This window comes from Caenispirillum salinarum, assembly GCF_044803115.1.
Taxonomy (GTDB): Bacteria; Pseudomonadota; Alphaproteobacteria; order Rhodospirillales; family Rhodospirillaceae; genus Caenispirillum; species Caenispirillum salinarum_A.
On record NZ_CP085224.1, the window covers coordinates 2,811,060 to 2,831,575 of the forward strand.

Annotated in this window: 20 protein-coding genes; 7 read left to right on the forward strand and 13 right to left on the reverse strand. The window is 67.0% G+C overall.

Features of this window, described 5'->3' with window-relative positions:
- Positions 1 to 164 precede the first annotated feature (164 nt).
- Positions 165 to 2,387, forward strand: a complete 2,223-nt coding sequence (locus LG334_RS12830) for an ATP-dependent nuclease (RefSeq protein WP_404378645.1) — start codon at positions 165 to 167, stop codon at positions 2,385 to 2,387.
- Positions 2,384 to 4,261, forward strand: a complete 1,878-nt coding sequence (locus LG334_RS12835) for a UvrD-helicase domain-containing protein (protein WP_404378646.1) — start codon at positions 2,384 to 2,386, stop codon at positions 4,259 to 4,261. The genes LG334_RS12830 and LG334_RS12835 overlap by 4 nt, the downstream gene beginning before the upstream one ends.
- Before the next feature lie 233 nt (positions 4,262 to 4,494).
- Here LG334_RS12835 and LG334_RS12840 read toward each other — a convergent pair whose 3' ends face one another.
- From LG334_RS12840 to LG334_RS12850, 3 genes are all read right to left on the reverse strand, one after another.
- A complete protein-coding gene (locus LG334_RS12840) occupies positions 4,495 to 5,268 on the reverse strand; it encodes a hypothetical protein (RefSeq protein ID WP_404378647.1) in 774 nt (257 codons plus the stop codon).
- Positions 5,269 to 5,443: 175 nt separating this feature from the next.
- The gene (locus LG334_RS12845; RefSeq protein ID WP_404378649.1) at positions 5,444 to 7,351 is read right to left on the reverse strand and encodes a propionyl-CoA synthetase; all 1,908 of its coding nucleotides are present in this window, start codon (positions 7,349 to 7,351) and stop codon (positions 5,444 to 5,446) included.
- A gap of 461 nt (positions 7,352 to 7,812) precedes the next feature.
- A complete protein-coding gene (locus LG334_RS12850) occupies positions 7,813 to 7,980 on the reverse strand; it encodes a YdcH family protein (protein WP_404378650.1) in 168 nt (55 codons plus the stop codon).
- Between the two features lie 138 nt (positions 7,981 to 8,118).
- On the opposite strand from LG334_RS12850, the gene LG334_RS12855 reads away from it, so the two are divergent.
- Positions 8,119 to 8,694 (forward strand): UbiX family flavin prenyltransferase, encoded by a 576-nt coding sequence (locus tag LG334_RS12855; RefSeq protein WP_404378652.1) that lies wholly within the window; start codon positions 8,119 to 8,121, stop codon positions 8,692 to 8,694.
- A gap of 25 nt (positions 8,695 to 8,719) precedes the next feature.
- On the opposite strand, the gene LG334_RS12860 is transcribed toward LG334_RS12855, so the two are convergent.
- The gene (locus LG334_RS12860) at positions 8,720 to 9,901 is read right to left on the reverse strand and encodes an ATP-dependent 6-phosphofructokinase (protein WP_404378653.1); all 1,182 of its coding nucleotides are present in this window, start codon (positions 9,899 to 9,901) and stop codon (positions 8,720 to 8,722) included.
- A 104-nt stretch (positions 9,902 to 10,005) separates the two neighbouring features.
- On the opposite strand from LG334_RS12860, the gene LG334_RS12865 reads away from it, so the two are divergent.
- Complete coding sequence (locus LG334_RS12865) at positions 10,006 to 10,212, forward strand: YdcH family protein (RefSeq protein WP_009542757.1); 207 nt, start codon at positions 10,006 to 10,008, stop codon at positions 10,210 to 10,212.
- Positions 10,213 to 10,223: 11 nt separating this feature from the next.
- Here LG334_RS12865 and LG334_RS12870 read toward each other — a convergent pair whose 3' ends face one another.
- Positions 10,224 to 10,988 (reverse strand): GGDEF domain-containing protein, encoded by a 765-nt coding sequence (locus LG334_RS12870; RefSeq protein WP_404378655.1) that lies wholly within the window; start codon positions 10,986 to 10,988, stop codon positions 10,224 to 10,226.
- Between the two features lie 150 nt (positions 10,989 to 11,138).
- On the opposite strand from LG334_RS12870, the gene purE reads away from it, so the two are divergent.
- The gene (purE, locus tag LG334_RS12875) at positions 11,139 to 11,621 is read left to right on the forward strand and encodes a 5-(carboxyamino)imidazole ribonucleotide mutase (protein ID WP_404378656.1); all 483 of its coding nucleotides are present in this window, start codon (positions 11,139 to 11,141) and stop codon (positions 11,619 to 11,621) included.
- Between the two features lie 35 nt (positions 11,622 to 11,656).
- Positions 11,657 to 12,784, forward strand: coding sequence for a 5-(carboxyamino)imidazole ribonucleotide synthase (locus LG334_RS12880; protein WP_404378658.1), 1,128 nt, complete (start codon positions 11,657 to 11,659; stop codon positions 12,782 to 12,784).
- A 15-nt stretch (positions 12,785 to 12,799) separates the two neighbouring features.
- Here LG334_RS12880 and LG334_RS12885 read toward each other — a convergent pair whose 3' ends face one another.
- The 3 genes from LG334_RS12885 to def form a co-directional block, all read right to left on the reverse strand.
- Positions 12,800 to 13,555, reverse strand: a complete 756-nt coding sequence (locus LG334_RS12885; RefSeq protein WP_404378659.1) for an SDR family NAD(P)-dependent oxidoreductase — start codon at positions 13,553 to 13,555, stop codon at positions 12,800 to 12,802.
- A gap of 174 nt (positions 13,556 to 13,729) precedes the next feature.
- Complete coding sequence (locus tag LG334_RS12890; RefSeq protein ID WP_404378660.1) at positions 13,730 to 14,392, reverse strand: COQ9 family protein; 663 nt, start codon at positions 14,390 to 14,392, stop codon at positions 13,730 to 13,732.
- A gap of 21 nt (positions 14,393 to 14,413) precedes the next feature.
- On the reverse strand, positions 14,414 to 14,971 hold the full coding sequence (def, locus tag LG334_RS12895) for a peptide deformylase (RefSeq protein ID WP_404378661.1): 558 nt from the start codon (positions 14,969 to 14,971) through the stop codon (positions 14,414 to 14,416).
- Positions 14,972 to 15,181: 210 nt separating this feature from the next.
- Between def and rpsU the strand changes: the two genes are divergently transcribed.
- On the forward strand, positions 15,182 to 15,385 hold the full coding sequence (rpsU, locus tag LG334_RS12900; protein WP_009542764.1) for a 30S ribosomal protein S21: 204 nt from the start codon (positions 15,182 to 15,184) through the stop codon (positions 15,383 to 15,385).
- Positions 15,386 to 15,863: 478 nt separating this feature from the next.
- Here rpsU and hflX read toward each other — a convergent pair whose 3' ends face one another.
- The 5 genes from hflX to trkA form a co-directional block, all read right to left on the reverse strand.
- Complete coding sequence (gene hflX / locus LG334_RS12905; protein ID WP_404378663.1) at positions 15,864 to 17,165, reverse strand: GTPase HflX; 1,302 nt, start codon at positions 17,163 to 17,165, stop codon at positions 15,864 to 15,866.
- A gap of 16 nt (positions 17,166 to 17,181) precedes the next feature.
- Positions 17,182 to 17,448, reverse strand: a complete 267-nt coding sequence (gene hfq, locus LG334_RS12910) for an RNA chaperone Hfq (RefSeq protein ID WP_009542766.1) — start codon at positions 17,446 to 17,448, stop codon at positions 17,182 to 17,184.
- 83 nt (positions 17,449 to 17,531) lie between these two features.
- Positions 17,532 to 18,203: an HAD family hydrolase gene (locus tag LG334_RS12915; RefSeq protein ID WP_404378665.1), complete on the reverse strand. Its 672-nt coding sequence runs from the start codon at positions 18,201 to 18,203 to the stop codon at positions 17,532 to 17,534.
- A complete protein-coding gene (locus LG334_RS12920; RefSeq protein WP_404378666.1) occupies positions 18,190 to 19,071 on the reverse strand; it encodes a D-amino-acid transaminase in 882 nt (293 codons plus the stop codon). Before LG334_RS12920 ends, LG334_RS12915 begins: the two co-directional genes overlap by 14 nt.
- Before the next feature lie 59 nt (positions 19,072 to 19,130).
- A complete protein-coding gene (trkA, locus tag LG334_RS12925) occupies positions 19,131 to 20,507 on the reverse strand; it encodes a Trk system potassium transporter TrkA (protein ID WP_404378667.1) in 1,377 nt (458 codons plus the stop codon).
- Positions 20,508 to 20,516 lie beyond the last annotated feature (9 nt).

Below are 20,516 nucleotides of genomic sequence, written 5' to 3' on the forward strand. Positions count from 1 at the left end.
ATGCGGGGGAGGCGCCGGGGCGACGAGCCCCCGCAAAGGCCGGGCCCGCAGAAACCACCCAGGGCTATCCTTTCGGCATTCGCTGTGGTAGTGAGGGGCCCTCACTGCAATTTCAGGCTACCGCCGCGGCAGCGGCCACGGCAGCACCGAGGATCATCCCCTTCATGCATCTGGCGTCCGTCCGCCTCAGGAACTTCCGGCGTCTGCGGGACGTCCGGATCGACTTCGACCGCGAGATATCGATCTTCGTCGGCGCGAACAACAGCGGCAAGACGTCCGCGACGCGCGCGATCCAGATGTTCGTCGCCGGGCCGAAGGCGTTCACCATCCACGACTTCAACGCGGCCTGCTGGACCGCGTTGGCGGCGGCCGACGCGGCGTCGGACGAGGCACCCGACCTGCCCGTGATCGGCATCGACCTCTGGTTCCACGTCGACGAGCCCGACCTCCACCGCGTCGTCGACCTTCTGCCCGACCTCGCATGGCGCGACGGGCCTGTCGGACTGCGCATCGAGTTCGCACCGAACGATCCCGTCGGGCTCATGGAGCGCTTCCGGCAAGCGCGCGCGGCGGCCGCTCCGGCGCGCGACGAGGGTTACGAAGCGTGGCCGGGCTCCCTGGCCGACTACCTCGAGCAGACGCTGCACAAGGAATACGGCCTCCGGCATTTCGTCCTCGATCGCCGGATGTTCGACGACCGGCTCGTCGCCGCGGAGGACTACGCTCCGCAGCCCTTTCTGTCGGCCGACGGCGGGCGAAGCGATTCCGGCGCCCTCCGGTCCATCCTCCGCGTCGACTGCCTGAACGCGCAGCGCAACCAGAGCGACGACGGTGCCCGCGCCGACGGCCTTTCGAAAAGCCTCAGCCGGTACTATTCCCGCCATCTGGAGCGTCACCCCGACGATCGGGATGCGCTGCGGGCCCTGGCACGATCGCAGGACGAACTCGACCGGCATTTCGCGGCGGTCTTCCACGACACGCTGCAACGGCTGAGCCGGCTCGGCTATCCCGCCAGCCCGCAGATCCGCATCCGGGCGAACGTCGATCCGAAGCATCTCCTGACGCAGGAGGCCCAGGTCCACTACGTGCTGGACGAGGCGACGACCTTCTCCCTGCCCGAGGCATACAACGGCCTGGGCTACAAGAACCTCGTCTACATGGTGATCGAACTCCTGAGCCTGCATCGTCAATGGCTCGACGGGGACGCGGTCGTCCCGGCCCTGCATCTGGTGTTCATCGAGGAGCCGGAGGCTCACCTGCACGCGCAGCTTCAGCAGGTCTTCATTCGCGAGATCCTCCATCTCCTGGCGCTCGACGACGAAGAGCACGATTCGTTCGTCAGCCAGCTCGTCGTCACGACCCATTCTCCGCACATCGTCTACGAGCGAGGATTCCGGCCGATCCGCTACTTCCGGCGCGAGGGCGACTCGTCGCGCGTCCTGAACCTGTCCGCCTTCTACGAGGCCGAACGACCGGAGGAGCGTGACTTCCTCGTACGCTACATGAAGCTCACCCATTGCGACCTCTTCTTCGCCGACGCCGCCGTTCTCGTCGAGGGGAACGTCGAGCGCCTGCTGCTTCCGCTGATGATCGAAGCGGGCGACAGGCGGCAGCCGCCGCGGCGACGTCTCTCCTCGGTCTGTCTCAGTATCCTCGAGGTCGGCGGCGCCTTCGCGCACCGCTTCCGCAGCCTCGTCGAATTCCTCGGAATCACGACCCTCGTGATCACCGACCTCGACAGCGTCGCGGAACCCGAACGCGAAGCGGACGACGTCGAAGCCGATGAAGACGGTGACGACGGTGACGACGATGACGACGGTGACGACGATGACGACGAAAGCCGCGACGGCCGGCGCCGCCTGAAGGCCTGTCCGGCCGACCGCCCCGGTGCCGTCACGTCGAATCCGACCCTGATCGGCTGGCTTCCCGCGAAGCGGCCGGTCGCCGACCTTCTGGCGTCTTCGGACGCGGACCGGACGTGGCGCTCGGCCGACGGCCCCGGCGCGGTCCGCGTGGTGCACCAGACTCCGCGTCCCGCCTCCTGGGGCGTCGAGACCTCCGAGCGCACCGGGCGCACCCTCGAGGAGGCCTTCGCCCTCGAAAACCTGGCATGGTGCCAGGATTCCGAGCAGAAGGCGCTCAAGCTGCGCATCCGGGGGGCGCATGCCCTGCAGCTCTCCGACCTCGCCGGCCGGATCCACGACCGGGTCAAGGGAGCGTCCTTCGACAAGACGGCGTTCGCGCTCGGCGTGATGGCGGCGGACGCCGGTGGCTGGACGGTCCCGCACTACATCGCCGAAGGCCTGTCGTGGCTCTCCGAGGAGGTGGCGGGCGAGCGGGCGTCGGATTCGGCGCACGATCTCGCGCCGGCCGGTCCGCCGTCATGACGACGCGCGCCGGCAAACCGGACACCGAAGCCGACGTGCTGCTGCGCGAATGCCTGGACGGCGACGCGCCCGCGAGCTTCGTCATGGTCGCGGGCGCGGGATCGGGAAAGACGACGTCGCTCGTCAAGGCCCTCGACCACCTCGGTCGGACCCGCGGCGCGCGGCTGCGGCGGAACGGCCAGAAGGTGGCGTGCATCACCTACACCGAGGTGGCGGTACGGGAAATCCGCGACGACGTCGGCGAGGATCCGCTCTTTCACGTCTCCACCATCCACAGCTTCCTCTGGAGCGCGATCAGGCCCTTCCAAAGCGACATCCGGCGCTGGGTCTCGGGCCGGATCGCGGACAAGATCGCCGACCTCGAGGCGAAGGCGGACAATCCCCGCGCCAAGCCCGCGACCGCCGAACGCCGTCGTCGCGAGGCCGACGGCCTGCGGAGCGTGGCCCGCAGGATCGCCTCCGTCGACCGCTTCACCTACGGAACCGGAAGCGACTACGCCGCCGGCGTTCTCGGTCATTCGGACGTGCTCGACATGGTGCCGAACCTGATTCTCGAGCACGCGCTGCTCAGGACGCTCGTGGCGCTCCGGCACCCCTTCGTCTTCGTCGACGAGAGCCAGGATACCGACCCGGACGTCGTAGAGGCGTTCAAGAGCATCGATCGTCAGGAGAGCGGGCGCTTCTGCCTGGGCTTCTTCGGCGACCCGATGCAGAAGATCTACGCGGCCGGCGCCGGCGACGTGGTCGCCGAGGCGGGATGGCGCCGCATCGAGAAGCCGGAGAACTTCCGCTGCCCGAGCCAAGTGCTCGACGTTATCAACCGCATCCGCGAGACCGGCGACGGTCTGCGGCAGACCGGCGGGCGGCGCCGGACCGTCGAAGGGCGCGACGGTGCCGTCGAGGGTTCGGCGCGTCTGTTCGTGATGCCCGCCGACGGACGGCGGGACGAGCGGCTGCGGGCGCTGCGGACCCACGTCGCGACGCTGACCCAAGATGGCGGCTGGTGCGACGCGGAGCAGGGCGGGGACGTCCGCCTTCTCGTGATCGTACATCGGATGGCGGCTGCGCGGTTGGGCTTCGCGGCGCTTTACGCCGCGCTCCACGACGGCGCCCCGGCCTCGCTCAAGGACGGACTGCTCGAGGGGACCGCCTGGCCGGTCCGGCCGTTCCTCGACTACCTCCTGCCGTTGGCCGAGGCTGGACCACGCGGCGGCCGCAGAACGATCGCTCTGCTCAAGGCGAACTGCCCGCGACTGTCACGCGAGCGGCTCGAGGGCGCCGACGTGGCGGCGAGCCTCGAGACGCTCGCGAACGACGTGGTGACCCTCGAGCGCCTCCTGGCTTCGTCCGGAGACGCTTCGGTCGGGGACGTCCTCCGCTTCGTCAGGGACGCCGAACTCGCCGATTTCGACGACCGCTTCGAGCCGTATCTGACGGGCGACGCTCCCGGGGAGGATCCGGCTCTCGATGCCGCGATGGCGGCCTTTCTCGATTGCCGCGCCCGCGAGTTCATAGGCTACCGGTCCTATGTCCAGAATCAATCTCCTTTCGCGACGCAACAGGGCGTGAAGGGCGCCGAATTCGATCGCGTTCTCGTCGTCATCGACGAAGAAGAAGGACGGCACAGCCATTTCTCGTACGACCGCTACTGGGGTCTCGCTCCGCCCACGAACGCCGACGCGAAGAGCGCGCTGGAGGGGCGCGACACGTCGATCGACCGGACGCGTCGGCTTTTCTATGTCTGCTGCTCGCGGGCCGGCCGCGACCTGGTGGTGGCGCTGTTCGCTCGCGACGTCGACCGCGCCGTCGAAGCGGTGTCGAATTCGGGGATCTTCGCAGCCGATGATGTATCCGTTTTCGACCTGGTGGACTAGCCAATCCGTTCCGGCGCGGCGGGGCGACGAACCGCATCCGCTGCGGGAACGGGCTCGGGTTCACGGACCGGATGGCGGAGGTGGAGTTGCCTCCGGCCGCCCGGGCTGTAGAAGGCAACGCCAGGAGAGGCGGTTATCTTGCTTGGGAGAGAGCGGGAAGCCACAGCCGGGTGCGCGGATTGTTCAACGTCGCCTCGCACCGAAAGACAATTAATTATAATCTTAGAAATAAGCTAACTATTCTCGGATAGACGAAATATTCTATTCATACACCCGCCGCCGCCCTGCACGTTCACAAGGTAGCGGTGCAGGCCGAAATTGAAGTCCTTGCGGTCGACGGCATAGAAGACCGAGTAGGCGCCCAGGCGCCGCGTGCCGTCCTCCAGCACCTCCAGCTCACCGCCCTTGAAGCCATAGGTCTCCAGGTCCTCGCGGGCCTTGGCGACCGCGTCGTCGCGCAAGGCACTCCATTCCTCGCGGCTGAGGGGCGTGTCCTCCGAATCGTATTCGGCCGTCACCCACTCCTCCAGCCGATCGACCTTGCCCTTGACGGTGGCGCCCGAGGCAACGGCTGCCTCCTCCGCCGCCTTGTCGGCCTGCTTGGCCGTCATGCCGCTGTCGAGCTTCACGAGGAACCCGTTGTCGGTGCGGATTTCTCCAGTAAATGCACGATTTTGCTCGGCGTTCTTCCGGATCTGTATGATGACGGACGACCGCACCAGAGGGTCCAGTGCCTCGATCCGCTCGTAGACCCCCAGCAGCGCCGGCCCGACGGCCTCGGCCAACGCGCGGCGGTCTTCCTCGGGCAGCTTGTAGAGGGCATCAAGCATCTTGTAGGTCACGACGCGCCGCGTGCCGTCCTTGGAGTCCGCCGCCATGTCGCGGATTTTCTGGACCGGATCGGCGAGTGCCGCCGCCCTGTCGGACTCGCCCTTCCCGCCGGCCTTGAACAGTTGCTGGACGGTGGACACCGTCATGCCCGAAGCGGGCCCGCCGATGGATGCCATGATGATCCCCCTTCTGGAGCCGGGAAGATGACGCGCCATACTTCGCGTTTTGCGATAATCGGACTCTAGCGCCGCTGCCACCAGCAATCAACAGGATCGTGTGGTCACGCAAGGAAAAGGGCCCGGCACATGGCCGGGCCCTCCTCTGTCGGCTGTCGCGTGGCAGGGCGCGGCGTCAGCCGCCGCGCTTCTTGCCGAGGCCGATGCCTTCCAGCGCCTCCTCGATCTCCGGCAGGATGTCCGGATCGTCGATGGTGGGCGGCACCTTCACCTCGGTGTTGTCGGCCATCTTCTGCATGGTGCCGCGGAGGATCTTGCCCGAGCGGGTCTTGGGCAGCCGCTTGACCACGACCGCCTGCTTGAAGGCGGCGACGGGGCCGATCTCTTCGCGGACCAGCTTGACCAGTTCCTTGACGATCTCCTCGTCCGGCCGGTCGACACCCGACTTCAGGCAGACGAAGCCCAGCGGCGCCTGGCCCTTCAGTTCGTCGGCGACGCCGATGACGGCGCATTCCGCCACGTCGGGGTGCATGGCCAGCACCTCTTCCATGGCGCCGGTGGAAAGGCGGTGGCCGGCGACGTTGATGACGTCGTCGGTGCGGGTCATGACGTAGACGTAGCCGTCATCGTCAATGAAGCCCGCGTCGCCGGTCTTGTAGTAGCCCGGATAGTCGGCCAGATAGGCGTCGCGGAAGCGCTGCTCGGCGTTCCACAGCGTCGGCAACGTTCCCGGAGGCAGCGGCAGCTTGCAGACAAGCGCGCCGATCTGGGTCGGCGGGACGGGCTTGTGGTTCTCGTCCAGCACCTGCACGTTCCAGCCCGGCATGGGCTTGGTCGGCGAGCCGTGCTTGACCGGGAACAGCTCCAGCCCCTTGGGGTTGCCGCAGATGGCCCAGCCGGTTTCCGTCTGCCACCAGTGGTCGATCACCGGCACCTGCAGGTGCTTCTCCGCCCACTTCAGCGTCTCGGGGTCCGAGCGCTCGCCGGCCAGGTACAGGGCCTCCAGCGACTTGGTCGAGTACTTCTTGAGGAACTCGCCCTCGGGGTCGTCGCGGCGGATGGCGCGGAAGGCCGTCGGCGCGGTGAACAGCACCTTGACGTTGTGCTCCTCGATGACGCGCCAGAAGGTGCCGGCGTCCGGCGTGCCCACGGGCTTGCCCTCGAAGACGATGGTCGTGCAGCCGTGCAGCAGCGGGCCGTAAACGATGTAGGAGTGGCCGACCACCCAGCCGACGTCCGAGGCCGCCCAGTAGACGTCACCCGGCTGCACGTCATAGAGCGTCGACATGGTCCACTTCAGCGCCACCGCATGGCCGCCGGTGTCGCGCACGACGCCCTTGGGCTGGCCGGTGGTGCCGGAGGTGTAGAGGATGTAGAGCGGGTCCGTCGCGGCCACCGGCACGCAGTCGGCGGGCTCGGCGGTTTTCATGGCCTCGTCCCAGTCGATGTCCCGGCCGTCCTGCATGTCGGCCTTGCACTGCTCGCGCTGGAAGATGACCACGTTGCCCGGCTTGTGGGCGGCCTGCTTGATGGCTTCGTCCACCATGGGCTTGTATGCCACGACGCGGCCCGGCTCGATGCCGCAGGAGGCGGCGACGATGACCTTGGGCTGGGCGTCGTTGACGCGGGTCGCCAGCTCGTGCGCCGCGAAGCCGCCGAACACAACCGAATGCACCGCGCCCAGGCGGGCGCAGGCCAGCATCGCGACCAGGCTCTCGGGGATCATCGGCATGTAGATGATGACGCGGTCGCCCTTCTCCACGCCCTGCGCCTTCAGCACGCCGGCGAAGCGGGACACCTGATCCTGCAACTCTGCATAGGTGATGGTGCGCTTGGACCCGGTGATCGGGCTGTCGTAGATGATGGCCGCCTGCTCCGCGCGGCCGCCTTCAACATGGCGGTCGACGGCGTTGTAGCAGGTGTTCAGTTCGCCCCCGGTGAACCAGCGGTACAAGGGCGCGTTGCTGTCGTCCAGCACCTTGTCCCACGGCTTGGTCCACACGATGTCCTTGGCCGCGTCGCCCCAGAAGCCCTCGGGGTCGTTGAGCGAGCGGTCGTGCGCGGCTTGGTACGGACTGGTCATGGCCTGTCTGCGTTCCCTCTTTTGAGTTCGTCTGCCTTTCACGGGGCCGCCGCTGCGGTCGGCGCGGCCACGGCATCACCGGAAGCCCCTCCGATGGGTGGGGGCAGTGTGCAATAATTGTTGCGCAAAGGAAAGGCCGCAGACGTGGAATTGTTCGCGCGCCGTGGCGGTAACGCAGCGAAAATTCTCCAGTCGCCGCCAAATTGCTCCGACGGCGGGATTGTCCGACAACCGGCCCGAAGGGGTGGGTGCAGCCGGATAACGCGCAAACAAGGAAGCGCAAACGAAAAGGCCTCGCCGGCATCATTTGCGGCCGAGGCCTTGGTCGTTGCAAGCCGCTGATCGAGCGGCGCGGGCGCCGGCGGCGCCGTGATACGGGAACGGAAGCGTCCCGTTGCAGACTGTCAGGTCATGTCAAAGCGGAAGTATGGTCTCTTCCCTCGTGGCGTCCTGTGCCCGTGTCAGTGACGCGACATGCGGGCCAGTTCGTCCTTGATCTTGAGCTTCTGCCGCTTCAGCGTGGCTACCATGGCTGTATCGGGGATCGGTCGGCGACTCTCCTGCTCCAGCTGATGTTCAAGCGTCTGGTGCTTGGTGGTCAGCGAGTCGATCCGAGCATCGTAGCCCATGGCAAACCTCCGTTATCGGGGTATGGTACGCCAAGCATGGTACGCCATTCTGAATGCCGATTCCAGGCAATCCGTTAAGCTATTGTGGCCGTATAACTTTCCGTTTATTACCCTTGCCAGACGGGCGACACGCGCTTCATGTACACCTCAGAGAAACCCCGCATCATTGTCGGAATTACCGGCGCCTCCGGTATTGTCTACGGCCTCAGGACGCTGGAAATACTGCGCGACCTGGACATCGAGACGCACCTGATCCTGTCACCCGCCGCCGAGGTGACCCTGGCGCACGAGTGCGACGTGAAGGTCGCCGACATCAAGGCACTGGCGGACGTGGTCCACCGCCACCACGACTTGGCCGCGCCGCCTTCGTCCGGGTCGTTCCGTACCATGGGTATGCTGGTGGCGCCGTGTTCCGTGCGGTCGCTGTCGGAAATCGCCGGCGGCATGGCGTCAAACCTGCTGACCCGCGCCGCCGACGTGACGCTCAAGGAGCGCCGCCGGCTGGTGCTGATGGTGCGCGAGACGCCCTTCCACCTGGGTCACCTGCGCGCCATGACCGCGGTGACGGAGATGGGCGCCATCGTCGCGCCGCCTCTGCCCGCCTTCTACACCCGCCCGCAAAGCCTCGACGACATCGTCGACCATTCGGTCGGCCGGGCACTGGACCTGTTCGGGCTGGACGCCGGTGTGGTGAAGCGGTGGGGCGGCGGCTGACCCGCCGGCCACCCCACGTTTCGGATCAGATCTTTTCGGGGCCGGCCAGGTTCGGGTCGACCGGCATCGCGCTGCCGCACTCCTCCGGCGACGCTGCGTCCTCGTCCAGGCGGTCGAAATCGCCGCAGTAGATGCCCAGTCCCCGCGCCGTGTGCATGAGGGTGCCGTTGGGGTCCAGCGACCGCGGCCCGATGGTTACGGCGTCCAGCGGCACCTCCACCACGCCACGGTCGCGCCAGGCCACCATTTTGCCGAACTTGCGCTGGGCGACCAGGTCGACCGCATGCACGCCGAAAGCCGACGCCAGCAGGCGGTCGTGCATGGAGGGCGTGCCGCCGCGCTGGACGTGACCCAGGATCGTCACGCGCGTTTCGGCGCCCGTCAGCTCGGCGATGTGTTCGGTCAGGTAGTGGCCGATGCCGCCGTAGCGCTTTTGGCCGCCGGCATAGGAAATGGTCGGAGTCTCGCCGTCGGCAGTCTTGCAGCCTTCGGCGACGACCACCAGCGCGTGGCTGCGGCCCTCGCCGTGCAGGACCTCCTTGATCTTGTCGGCCACGCCCTCCAGCGAGTACGGCACCTCAGGCACCAGCACGACATCCGCCCCGCCGGAAATGCCGGCGTTGAGGGCAATGTGGCCGGCGTCGCGGCCCATGACCTCCAGGATCATCACGCGGTGATGGCTGGCGGCGGTGGGCTGGAGGCGGTCCAGCGCCTCGGTCACCACGTTGGCGGCGGTGGAGAAGCCAACCGATGTGTCGGTGCAATGGACGTCGTTGTCGATGGTCTTGGGCACGCCCACCATGCCGATGTTGCCGGCGGCGCAAAGCTGGCTGACAATCTTCATGCTGCCGTCGCCGCCGATGACCACCAGGGCGTCCAGGCCCAGCAGCTTCACGCCCTCCACAAAGTCCTGGCTGCGGTCCTTCTTGCTGCCGTCGGGCATGGGGAAGTTGAACGGGTCGCCCTTGTTGGTGGTGCCGAGCATGGTACCGCCTTCCCGCAGGTGATTGCCCGTGAAGAAGTGCAGGTCCAGCGTGCGGTACTGAAGCGGGCGGTTCATCAGGCCCATGGTGCCGTCGACGATGCCGAACACCTCCCATCCGTAGGTGCGGATGGCGCGATAGGCGACGGCGCGGATCACGGCATTCAGGCCGGCGCAGTCGCCGCCGCTCGTCAACACACCAATGCGCTTGATCGGTTTCGCCATAACAGGTCCTCTCCCTCTCGTGTTCGGCGCGTTCTCCATACCCTTTTGAGGGCGTATCTGATAGTGTCCAAAATATTAAGTCATCCCCAGGACGTCCCCCTCCCATGATCGACGACGAGACTCAACGGCTGCGGTCCCAGCTTGCCATGTTGAAGGAAGAGCACCGGGACCTGGACGACGTGATTGCCCGTCTGGTGGAGAAGGCTCCCTTCGATCAGCTCCAGTTGCAACGCCTGAAAAAGCGCAAACTGATGCTGAAGGACGAGATTTCGTACATCGAGGCGCAGCTGCACCCCGACATCATCGCCTGAGCCCGGGCCCGTCAGGCCGGTTCGGACGCCGCACGCATGCTGGCGTCTGCGGCCTCCACCGCGCTTTCCGGTGTCATGCCGGGCTCCAGGATCATCGAGGCCGCCCGCACGTCCAGCACGAGGTCGCCGTCCTCGTGACGCGGCGGATAGGCCGTGACGGCATCCCGCAGCGCCGCCACGCGGCCGCCGGCCGTGATCGGGTCGAGCATGGTCAGCACCACGCCGATGCCGGCCCCGCCCGTGGCGCCCACCACGTCGGCCCGACCGACTCCGCCCACCAGCACATCCGCCATGTGCCGCAAGGCCGTCTCGGCCGCCGCGATGCCCTGCTCGGCGTGCAGGGCCTCGAAATTGGCCAGGTAGAACAGGCCCAGCACGGGCGGCGTGCCGGCGTCACGGTCCGATCCGGCCGACTGCAGCACAAGATTCAGTTCGCGGTCGAAGGCGCGGCGGTTGAGCACCGGCAGCAGGGCATCCCGGTCGGCCAGGCCTTCCAGGTAGGCCTGCCGCCCTTCCGCCTGCTCCAGCGCCCAGCGAAACCGGTCGACATCACCCATCAGGTCCTCCAGCGCATGGCGGACCGAGGGCGTCAGTTCGGCGGTCGGAATACCGTGCAGCGAGGTGATGTCATGAGGCGGTGCCACGCTGGCGGCACCGTAAGCCTGCGCGGCTCGGGAAAAGGCGCTGCCGCGGCCCTTGCGGCCGCCGCCGTCGTTCTGCCCTTCCCTGCGCCATCCCACGCCTTGCGCCGGCGGCGGCGGGTTGATGTCCGGCATCGGTCATGTCCTTCTGCCATGGCCTGCGAACCACAGGCTACCACCTTCGGGCGGGGAAACGAACAGGAAGTCGCCGCGCCCCTTGCAGCGGGCTTTCCGGGCCCTATAATCCCGGTCTTTCCGAAACCCAACTCACTGCGGGAGACCACCATGGACGTCGGCATCATCATGGGCAGCCAGTCGGACTGGGAAACCATGCGCCACGCCGTCGATGTCCTGGAGCAGCTGGGGGTCGCCCACGAGGTCAAGATCGTCTCCGCCCACCGCACGCCGCAGCGCCTGGTGGACTATGCCACCTCGGCCAGGGAGCGCGGGCTGAAGTGCGTGATCGCCGGGGCCGGCGGCGCGGCCCACCTGCCCGGGATGTGCGCCAGCATGACGCCCCTGCCCGTCTTCGGCGTGCCTGTGCAGTCCAAGGCGCTGAACGGCATGGACAGCCTGCTGTCCATCGTCCAGATGCCCGCCGGCGTTCCCGTGGGTACCCTTGCCATCGGCCGCGCCGGGGCCGTGAACGCCGGGCTGATGGCCGCCTCCGTGATCGCCTTGATGGATGACGCCGTGGCGGCCAAACTGGACGCCTTTCGCGCCGAGCAGACCGAGGCCGTCGCCGACGAACCGCGCGACGACGCCTGATTCCGTTTAGAAACCCGACAGCCGACGAGCCTTCCATGACCGACCACACCACCGCCCCTGCCGCTTTCCTGCCGCCCGGGTCCGTGATCGGCATCCTGGGCGGCGGCCAGCTGGGCCGCATGACGGCGCTGGCGGCGGCGCAATTGGGCTACGACGTGCACGTCTACTGCGGCAGCGAGGACGAGCCGGCGGCCCAGGTCGCGCGCTTCGTGACCACGGCCTCCTTCGACGACGAGGCGGCGCTGGCTCGCTTCGCCGAGGCCGTGAACGTGGTCACCTACGAGTTCGAGAACATTCCGACCGCCCCCGTGCGCTTCCTGGAGGAGCGCGTCGCCGTGCGTCCCGGTGCCGCCGTGCTGGAAACCGGCCAGGACCGCATCAAGGAAAAGGCCTTCTTCAACGGCCTGGACGTCGCGACGGCCCCCTGGAAGCCCGTGCACTCGCTGGCCGACCTGGAGGCGGCGGTGGAGGCGCTTGGCCGCCCGTCCGTGCTGAAGACGGCGCGGCTGGGTTATGACGGCAAGGGGCAGGTGCGCATCGACCACGGCACCGATCTGGCCGAGGCGTGGGACTCGCTGAAGACCGATGCCGCCGTGCTGGAAGGCTTCATCGACTTCGACCGCGAGATCAGCGTGATCGTCGCGCGCGGCACCGACGGCGCCATCGCCTGCTACGATCCGGTGGAGAACATTCACGTCCACCATATCCTCGACACCACCATCGCGCCGGCACCGGTGGACGGACCGCGCGGGCGGCAGACGCTGGAGGACGCCGTTTCCGTCGCGAAGAAGGCGGCCGACGCGCTGGAACTGGTGGGCCTTTTGGCGGTGGAAATGTTCGTCGACCGCTCCGGCCATGTGCTGGTCAACGAAATGGCGCCGCGCCCCCACAACTCGGGGCACTGGACCATGGACGCCTGCCTCACCAGCCAGTTCGAGCAGCTGGTGCGGGCCATCTGCGGCCTGCCGCTTGGCAGCCCCTTGCGCCGCTGCGACTGCCGCATGAAGAACCTGATCGGCGAGGACGTTCACCAGTGGCAGGGCGCGCTGTCGGAGACGACGGCGCACGTCCACCTCTACGGCAAGGCAGAGGTGCGGGCCGGCCGCAAGATGGGGCACATCAACTACCTCTACCCGCTGTCCGAGGACGGCCACCACGGGTAGGAGGGCCGGACGGGCCTATCGCAGCGCCCCCAGCAGGCCCGCCAGCCGCAGGTACACACGGTTGGGCATCACGCGGCCGGCAATGAACTGCGGTGCAAGTTCCTTCGGGAAGATCACCTCGAAGCAGTCCGACGACAGCCCGCGCACGATCTCCTTCGCGGCGCGCTCCGGCGTGATGGCGAAGGGCGTGGGCATGGCGCGCTCGGTCAGGCGGGTCTTCACGAAGCCGGGGCTGAACAGCGTCAGGCGGATGCCGTCGCGCTTCAGGTCGCCGTGGATGGATTCGCACAGGTTGATGAGCGCCGCCTTGCTGGGGCCATAGGCTGCCAGTCCGGGGAAGCCCCGATACCCGGCCACCGAGCCGACGACGCCGATGCGTCCGCGCGCCCGGCCGCGCATGGCCGGCAGAACGGCGTCCAGGGCGTTGACCACGCCCAGGTAATTGACGGTCATCACTTTGGCGGCGCGCTCGGCGGAGAAGTCGGCGCCACTCATGTCCTCGTGGGTGCCGGCGGCGAACAGGGCGAGGTCGATCCCGCCCATCTGCGCCTCGATCTCGCGGACCGTGGCGCGGCAGGCCTCGACCTCCGTGACGTCCATGGGAAAGGGCTCGCAGGAGCCCGGCAGGGCCTCGGCCTCGCGGGCGAGCGACTCGAGCGACTCTTCGGTGCGGCCGCTGACCGCAACCTTAACGCCCTGCCCGGCCAGCCGCAGCGCAGTGGCGCGGCCGATGCCTGAACTGGCGCCCGTGATCCAGGCGGTGGAGAACATGGCGGGGCCTCCTTGCAATGGATTTATCATTGCATACGGGGGACGGCGGCCGCCCGATCCCCCTGCATGGCGGCCTCAGCCCTTCCGGCCTCCCGACATTCTTAATGCATTCTCGTCACACGGCCGGACAAGCTGTTGAGAAGAATGCAAAAAGCGGCGGTCCGGCGTCGGGCATCACCGGCGAAACGGCGACCGCTGCGCTCCAAACCGCGGCGGCTTGGGCATCATCTTGCGCGGGTCGGGCAGCTTTCCGAAGGCGTTCTTCAGACGCTTCTCGACGCTGGGAATGACGCCGACGGCCCGGAACTGGCGGTCGAGGAAGTCCCAAGTGTCCTCAAAGTCTTCCGAGGTGTCCTCGAACCAGTACAGCAGCGTTGCCGTGTAGATGGGCGCCAGCGTCAGACGCTTGGTGTACCACGAGAAATCAGCGCTCTGGTCGCCGGCGGCCTTCCAGATGGCGTCGACCGTCTTCGCCGTGGAGCGGATGCTCTGGCCGGCGTACTGGGGCAGTGACAGGGTCGCCACCGCGCGGCGGATGGCCTCGCGGTCGCCGGCCCAGCGGGTCAGGCGGAGCTGGATGGCGCGCTTGATCCGGGCCGGCGTGTTCAGGCCGGTCAGGTCGTCGGCGGCCATGTCCTCCATCATCATGCGGTCGGCTAGGTCGGCGAAGTGGGTGATCGCCTCGGCCACGCCGCCGGGGAACAGCCGCTCCGCCGCGCCTGGGCCCAGGTCCTCGTCGTCGCAGGCGTGGCGCAGGGTCTTCATGCTCCAGCCGTCGAAGGGCACATGAAACAGTGCCCGCTGAACGACGGCGTCACGGGAAGCGATCAGGTCCATCAAACGGCTCCTCAAGTCAGTTCAGCCGGGCACCGGCTCGTCAGGGTCCGGGCGGTCGGCGGCGGCCATGGCGCGGCGCATCTCGTCGACGAATCCGAAAGTGGACAGGTCGGTCATGCGCATGGGGTACAGCAGTGCGTCCAGGTGGTCGCATTCGTGCTGCACGACCCGCGCATGAAAGCCCGAGGCTTCGCGCTCGATCACCCCGCCGGCCGGGGTTATCCCCTTGTAGCGTATCCTTTTCGCGCGCGGAACCATGCCCGTCATGCCAGGGATGGACAGGCAGCCTTCCCACCCCTCGGCGGTTTCCTCGGTCAGCGCCTCGATCTCGGGGTTGACCAGGGCCGTCAGCGGCACCGGCGTTCCGTCCTCGGTACGGCCGCCGGGAACATGGAAGATCACGACGCGCAGCGGCACATGCACCTGCGGCGCAGCCAGACCGACGCCGCCGGCATCCGCCAGCGTCTCCTCCATGTCCCGCACCAGGCGCCCGATTTCCGGCGCGGTCGGGTCCGGGACGGGATCGGCCACGCGGCGGAGAACCGGATGGCCCATCTTCGCGATTTTCAAAATCGACATGATGTGTAATATGATCCCCAAGTGATGGTTGGACAACAAGCCACGACGGCGCAAGCGTCCATCCACATTAATGCCTGCGCCCCCTTCACAGATCGGGGCGACGGTGATAGTATTCGCACCCTTCGATCCGGCCTGCCCCGAACGCGAGATGGCTCGCGACGGCGGCGACCGGTTTCAATGGTTCAGTACATCGAAAGGAGATGAGGTTCCGTGCAGGTTCTCGTTCGCGACAACAACGTCGATCAGGCTCTCAAGGCCCTCAAGAAGAAGATGCAGCGTGAGGGCATCTTCCGCGAAATGAAGCTCCGTCGTTCCTTCGAGAAGCCCTCGGAGAAGAAGGCCCGCGAAAAGGCCGAAGCCGTGCGCCGCGCCCGTAAGCTGGAGCGCAAGCGTCTGGAGCGTGAGGGCTTCTGAGCACCCACCTGCTTTTTCCTTGCCCTCCCCGCGTAGAACGCCGCCATGCGGCGTCCGCGAAAGGGGGTGAGTGACGACAAGTCATCTCCGACCGATCTTCGGCGCGCCCGGCTTCATGCCCGGCGCGCCGTCGTCGTTTTGGGGTAGCGCCGCCGAGAGGCCACGCCATCCGAACACTCGGTGTTTATGAGTGATGGGCCGCAGGGCCGTCGGAGGATGAGAGGCCTGGGACGCTGCGCCATCAAGGCGGCCGCCGCGCAGGTTTCGGGCGCGCGGTCGTGTTCACGGCAACCCGTCCGGGGCGTCCGCCCGCGGACTGCCCGATCGAGAGACCCAAGCCCCTCGAACACTCCAGTTGTTCAGAACAGTGCGCCGCAGGCCCGTCCGGAATGCTGGGAGGTTTGGAGGGCTGGGCCCTCCAACCAGGGATCGGGGCGGCAGCCCCGCGCACACAGCGCTCCAGCCACCGCCCCTGGTCTTACTTCCCCATGCGGAACCGCTCGGCGTCGGCCGGATCGAGGCGGACGATCATGTGCGCCGTCTCCTCGTTATCCTCGCGCGAGACCACGTCGCCCTTGCGGTAGAGCCACGAGATCGTCGCACCGTCGGTCAGCGGCACGTCGGTTTCGATGGTTTCCCGGTTGCGGGACAGCACTTCGTCGACGGTGGCCAGAAGGCGGTCGACGCCCTCGCCGGTGATCGCCGACAGGGCGATCATGTTGTCGTCGCGCGCCGCCTGCTGCACCAGTTCGTCGTGGGCTTCCCGGTCCAGGAGGTCGATCTTGTTCATCGCCTCCAGAAGGCCGGCGTCCACCTCCTCGCCCAGGTTCAGTTCGACGCGCAGCACATGCTCCACGTCCGCCTTCTGGGCGGCCGTATCGGGGCTGTGGGCGTCACGGACGTGGACGATGACGTCGGCTTCCAGAACCTCTTCCAGCGTCGCGTGGAAGGCGGCAACGAGTTCGTGCGGCAGGTCGGAGACGAATCCCACCGTGTCCGACAGGATCACCTGCTTGCCCGACGGCAGCACGAGCCCGCGCATGGTCGGATCCAGCGTGGCGAACAACTGGTCCTGGGCGTAGACCTCGGACTTTGTCAGGCGGTTGAACAGGGTCGACTTGCCGGCGTTTGTGTAGCCCACCAGCGCGACGATGGGATACGGCACGCGCCGCCGCGCCTCGCGGTGCAGGTTGCGGGTGCGCTTGACCTCCTCCAGCTCCTTCTTCAGGCGCGTGATGCGCTCGGAGATGAGCCGGCGGTCGATCTCGATCTGGGTTTCACCGGGGCCGCCCATGAAGCCGGCACCGCCCCGCTGGCGCTCAAGGTGGGTCCAGGACCGCACCAGGCGCGAGCGCTGGTAGCTGAGGTGGGCAAGCTCCACCTGCAACTGGCCTTCGCGGGTGCGGGCGCGCTCGCCGAAGATTTCCAGGATCAGACCCGTGCGGTCGATGACCTTGGTCTTCCAGTTGCGCTCCAGGTTGCGCTGCTGCACGGGGCTCAGGTGGCAGTCCATGACGACCACCTCCACCTCGTTGTCCTCGATGATGGACTGAAGGCGCTCCACCTGCCCTTCCCCGAGGAAGGTGGCGGGGCGCGGCTTGTTCAGCGTCACCACCTCGCCGTGGACGATGTTCAGGTCGATGGCGAGCGCCAGGCCCTTGGCCTCTTCAAGACGCTCGGTGGGGTCGCGCGCGTCATCGTTCGTCCCCCGCTGCTTGACAGCAGGATGGACGACCAGGCACCGCGCGGGGTCCCTTTTCGTGGATGTGGGTTCGGTCAATTGGGTCCAGTCAGAATCAGGACTGTTGGGCCGCCGCTTCGCCCTCTTCCCGCGTCTGCTCGAACAGCGAGATGGGCGTGGTCGGCATCACGGTGGAGATGGCGTGCTTGTAGACGAGCTGGGTATGCCCGTCGCGGCGCAGAAGCAGCGAGAAGTTGTCGAACCAGGTGACAATCCCCTGGAGCTTCACGCCGTTAACCAGAAACACGGTGACGGGAGACTTGTTCTTGCGGATGTGGTTCAGGAAAACGTCCTGAACGTTCTGAGATTTTTCAGCAGACATATGTCGGCCCTTTTTCGTTTTTTTGTCCCCGCACGGGCAGATGATCAGCCCGCTTGAATTGCGTACACCAGCCCTGGTTACCATCAAACACGGGCGTTGGAAACCGTCTGTTCACGCAGGTGTTCCAGAAGCGCGCCCGTTTCGCTGATATGGATATCCGGCGCGCATTTCGCAAACTCCTGCGCATCGGGAGCCGCCGGTCGCAGAAGCACCGACCGGCACCCCGAGTCGCGGGCGCACTGGACGTCCACCGGCATGTCGCCGACGAACCACACCACATGCTCCGCCGGGTCGATGCCGGAGCCCTTCAGCGCCAGGTGCACAACGTCGGTCGCCGGCTTGTCGCGCGGCGCGTCACCCGCCCCCACCAGCCGGTGGAAGTAAGGCGTCCAGCCCAGATGGTCGGCCTCCTGCCGCAGATAGCGGCCGGTCTTGTTGGAAACTACGGCCAGCAGAACCCCCTCCTCGGCAAGCCCCTTCAGCAGGTCGGCCGCACCGGGCAGCGGGCGCAGCATGTCGATGTGGACCTCGCCGAAGGTGCGGTAGAAGATTTCCGCCGCTTCCTCCCAGGCATCGCCGAACAAGTCGGGGAAGGCTTCCCGCAGCGACCGGGCGATGCGCCGCTGGGCCTCTTCCTCGGTCCAGGGGTCTTGGCCCATCGCCTCCAGCGTGGTGTTCATGGCCTTGATGATGCAGGGCCAGGTGTCCACCAGCGTATTGTCCCAGTCGAACAGGATGGCGTCAGGACGCGACATGGGTCCACGCATCCGCCGGAATCGCATTCAGGTGGTCGTAGTACAGCGCCCGCAGCCGGGTCGCCACGCTGCCCGGCTTGCCGTTGCCCAGCACCGCGTCGTCGATCTGCACCACCGGCATGACGAAGGCCGTGGTGCCGGAGACGAAAGCCTCGCGCGCCTGCTTGGCCTCCTCCAGCGAAAAGGCGCGTTCCTCCACCTCGATGCCGTTGGCGCGGGCGAGGTCGATGAGGGTGGCGCGGGTGATGCCGGGCAGGATCTCGTGCCCCAGGGGACGGGTGACGAGGCGCCCCTGCTGGTCGACGATCCAGGCATTCGACGCGCCGGCCTCGGTCACCATGCCGTCGGCGTCCACCTGGAAGACCTCGTAGCAGCCGGCTTCGGCGGCCTTCTGCTTGGCCATGGCGTTGGGCAGCAGGCCGACGGTCTTGATGTCGCGGCGCTTCCAGCGGATATCCTCCACCGAGATCACCTTCACGCCGTCCTCGATCACCTGCTTTCGGATGGCCGGCATGGGCCGCGCCGTCGCCACGACCGAAGGCTTGATGCCCTGCGACCAAGTGTGGACGCGCGGCGCGGTGCCGCGGTTGACCTGGAGGTAGACGATGCCGTCGGTCACCTTGTTGCGGCGCACCACTTCCCGCAGGACGTGGGCGAGCACGGGCCGGTTGGCGGGCATGGGGATCTTCAACTCGCGCAGGCCCGTTTCAAGCCGATCGAAGTGCCCCGCCAAGTCCACGGGGCGCCCCTTCCACACCGCGATCACCTCGTAGATGCCGTCGGCGAACTGATGGCCGCGGTCCTCGATATGCACCGAGGCCGCGCGGTGCGGCAGGTACCGGCCGTTGACGTAGGCGATGCGGGACATGCGGAACGGTTCCTTCTAGATCTGACGACTGCAACTTTCCTGTGCCGGTGGACCGGCGATCAGAAGTATTCCAGGCGGACGGAGAACATCTTCTCCACTTTCTTGACGGCCTCCTTGGCGGCGAACAGCACGACGCGGTCGCCGCCCTTCACCACCGTGCCGCCGCGCGGGCTGATGACCTCCTCCCCGCGCACCACGGCGCCGATGATGACGCCGTGGGGCAGCTTCACGTCGCGCAGCGGCTTGCCGACGATGGACGACGTTTCCAGCGCGTCGGCCTCGATCATCTCGCCGAAGCCTTCATGCAGGGAATGTACGGCGTGAATGCGGCCGCGGCGCACGTGCTGGAGGATGTTTGAGACCGTGATGGCGCGCGGGTTGACCACCACGTCCACCCCCAGCGGGCTGACCAGCGCGTTGTAGGTGGTCTTGTTCAGCAGCGCGATGGCGCGCGAGGCGCCGGCACGCTTGGCCAGCAGCGAGGACAGGATGTTGACCTCGTCGTCGTCGGTGATGGCGACCACCGTTTCCACGTTGCCGATGCTCGCCTCGTCGAGGATTTCCGGGTCCAGCACGTCGCCGTTGAGCACGATGGTGCGGTTGAGCGTCTTGGCGACGAACTCGGCGCGCTCCTTGTCCTGCTCGATAACCTTGGCGCTGATCTCGGGGTGCTCGTTCTCAAGCTGCTGGGCCAGGAACAGGCCGATGTTGCCGCCGCCGAAGATCAGCACGCGGCGGGTCTCCTGCTCTTCATGCCCGAAGGCCGAGAGCGCGCGGTCCATGTGGTCGCGCGAGCACACGAAGTAGATTTCGTCGCCCGGCAGCATCTGGTCGTCGGGCGACGGCACCATGGGCTTGTCGTCGCGCACTATGCCGACAATGACGATCTGAAGGTCGGGAAACAGCTGGGTGAGCTGGCGCAGCGGCGTGTGAACGACCGGAGTATCCTCGGAGCAGCGCACGCCCAGAACCTGCACCTTGCCTTCCACCAGGGGAATGATGTCGATGGCGCCGGGCACGCGCAGACGGCGGGTGACGGCGCGGGCCACCTCGATCTCGGGGCTGATGATGACGTCGATGGGCATGTTCTCGCGCGAGAACAAGTTGGCCCAGATGGGTTGCAGATAGCTTTGGTTGCGCACGCGCGCGATCTTGGTCGGCACGGCGAACAGGCTGTGCGCCACTTGGCAGGCGACCATGTTCACCTCGTCGGCGGCCGTGACCGCGATGACCATGTCGGCGTCCGACACGCCCGCCTGCTCCAGCACGTTGGGGTGGCTGGCGTACCCAAGCACCGCCTTCACGTCCAGGCCGTCGGAGATCTTGCGGATCAGGTCCGGCCGCTGGTCGATGACGGTGATGTCGTTGTTCTCGACGGCGAGGTAGCGGGCGATGTTGTACCCGACCTGACCGGCGCCGCAGATAATGACCTTCATGGTAGTCCT

Excerpts from the sequence above, each read along its gene's own strand:
- trkA (WP_404378667.1), bottom strand. The coding sequence starts at position 20,507 with ATGAAGGTCATTATCTGCGGCGCCGGTCAGGTCGGGTACAACATCGCC.
- purE (WP_404378656.1), top strand. The coding sequence starts at position 11,139 with ATGGACGTCGGCATCATCATGGGCAGCCAGTCGGACTGGGAAACCATG.
- hfq (WP_009542766.1), bottom strand. The coding sequence starts at position 17,448 with ATGTCTGCTGAAAAATCTCAGAACGTTCAGGACGTTTTCCTGAACCAC.
- LG334_RS12865 (WP_009542757.1), top strand. The coding sequence starts at position 10,006 with ATGATCGACGACGAGACTCAACGGCTGCGGTCCCAGCTTGCCATGTTG.
- LG334_RS12860 (WP_404378653.1), bottom strand. The coding sequence starts at position 9,901 with ATGGCGAAACCGATCAAGCGCATTGGTGTGTTGACGAGCGGCGGCGAC.
- def (WP_404378661.1), bottom strand. The coding sequence starts at position 14,971 with ATGTCGATTTTGAAAATCGCGAAGATGGGCCATCCGGTTCTCCGCCGC.
- LG334_RS12835 (WP_404378646.1), top strand. The coding sequence starts at position 2,384 with ATGACGACGCGCGCCGGCAAACCGGACACCGAAGCCGACGTGCTGCTG.
- LG334_RS12880 (WP_404378658.1), top strand. The coding sequence starts at position 11,657 with ATGACCGACCACACCACCGCCCCTGCCGCTTTCCTGCCGCCCGGGTCC.
- LG334_RS12920 (WP_404378666.1), bottom strand. The coding sequence starts at position 19,071 with ATGTCCCGCATCGCCTACGTCAACGGCCGGTACCTGCCGCACCGCGCG.
- LG334_RS12890 (WP_404378660.1), bottom strand. The coding sequence starts at position 14,392 with ATGGACCTGATCGCTTCCCGTGACGCCGTCGTTCAGCGGGCACTGTTT.
- LG334_RS12915 (WP_404378665.1), bottom strand. The coding sequence starts at position 18,203 with ATGTCGCGTCCTGACGCCATCCTGTTCGACTGGGACAATACGCTGGTG.
- LG334_RS12855 (WP_404378652.1), top strand. The coding sequence starts at position 8,119 with ATGTACACCTCAGAGAAACCCCGCATCATTGTCGGAATTACCGGCGCC.
- LG334_RS12845 (WP_404378649.1), bottom strand. The coding sequence starts at position 7,351 with ATGACCAGTCCGTACCAAGCCGCGCACGACCGCTCGCTCAACGACCCC.
- LG334_RS12830 (WP_404378645.1), top strand. The coding sequence starts at position 165 with ATGCATCTGGCGTCCGTCCGCCTCAGGAACTTCCGGCGTCTGCGGGAC.
- LG334_RS12850 (WP_404378650.1), bottom strand. The coding sequence starts at position 7,980 with ATGGGCTACGATGCTCGGATCGACTCGCTGACCACCAAGCACCAGACG.
- LG334_RS12870 (WP_404378655.1), bottom strand. The coding sequence starts at position 10,988 with ATGCCGGACATCAACCCGCCGCCGCCGGCGCAAGGCGTGGGATGGCGC.
- LG334_RS12885 (WP_404378659.1), bottom strand. The coding sequence starts at position 13,555 with ATGTTCTCCACCGCCTGGATCACGGGCGCCAGTTCAGGCATCGGCCGC.
- LG334_RS12840 (WP_404378647.1), bottom strand. The coding sequence starts at position 5,268 with ATGGCATCCATCGGCGGGCCCGCTTCGGGCATGACGGTGTCCACCGTC.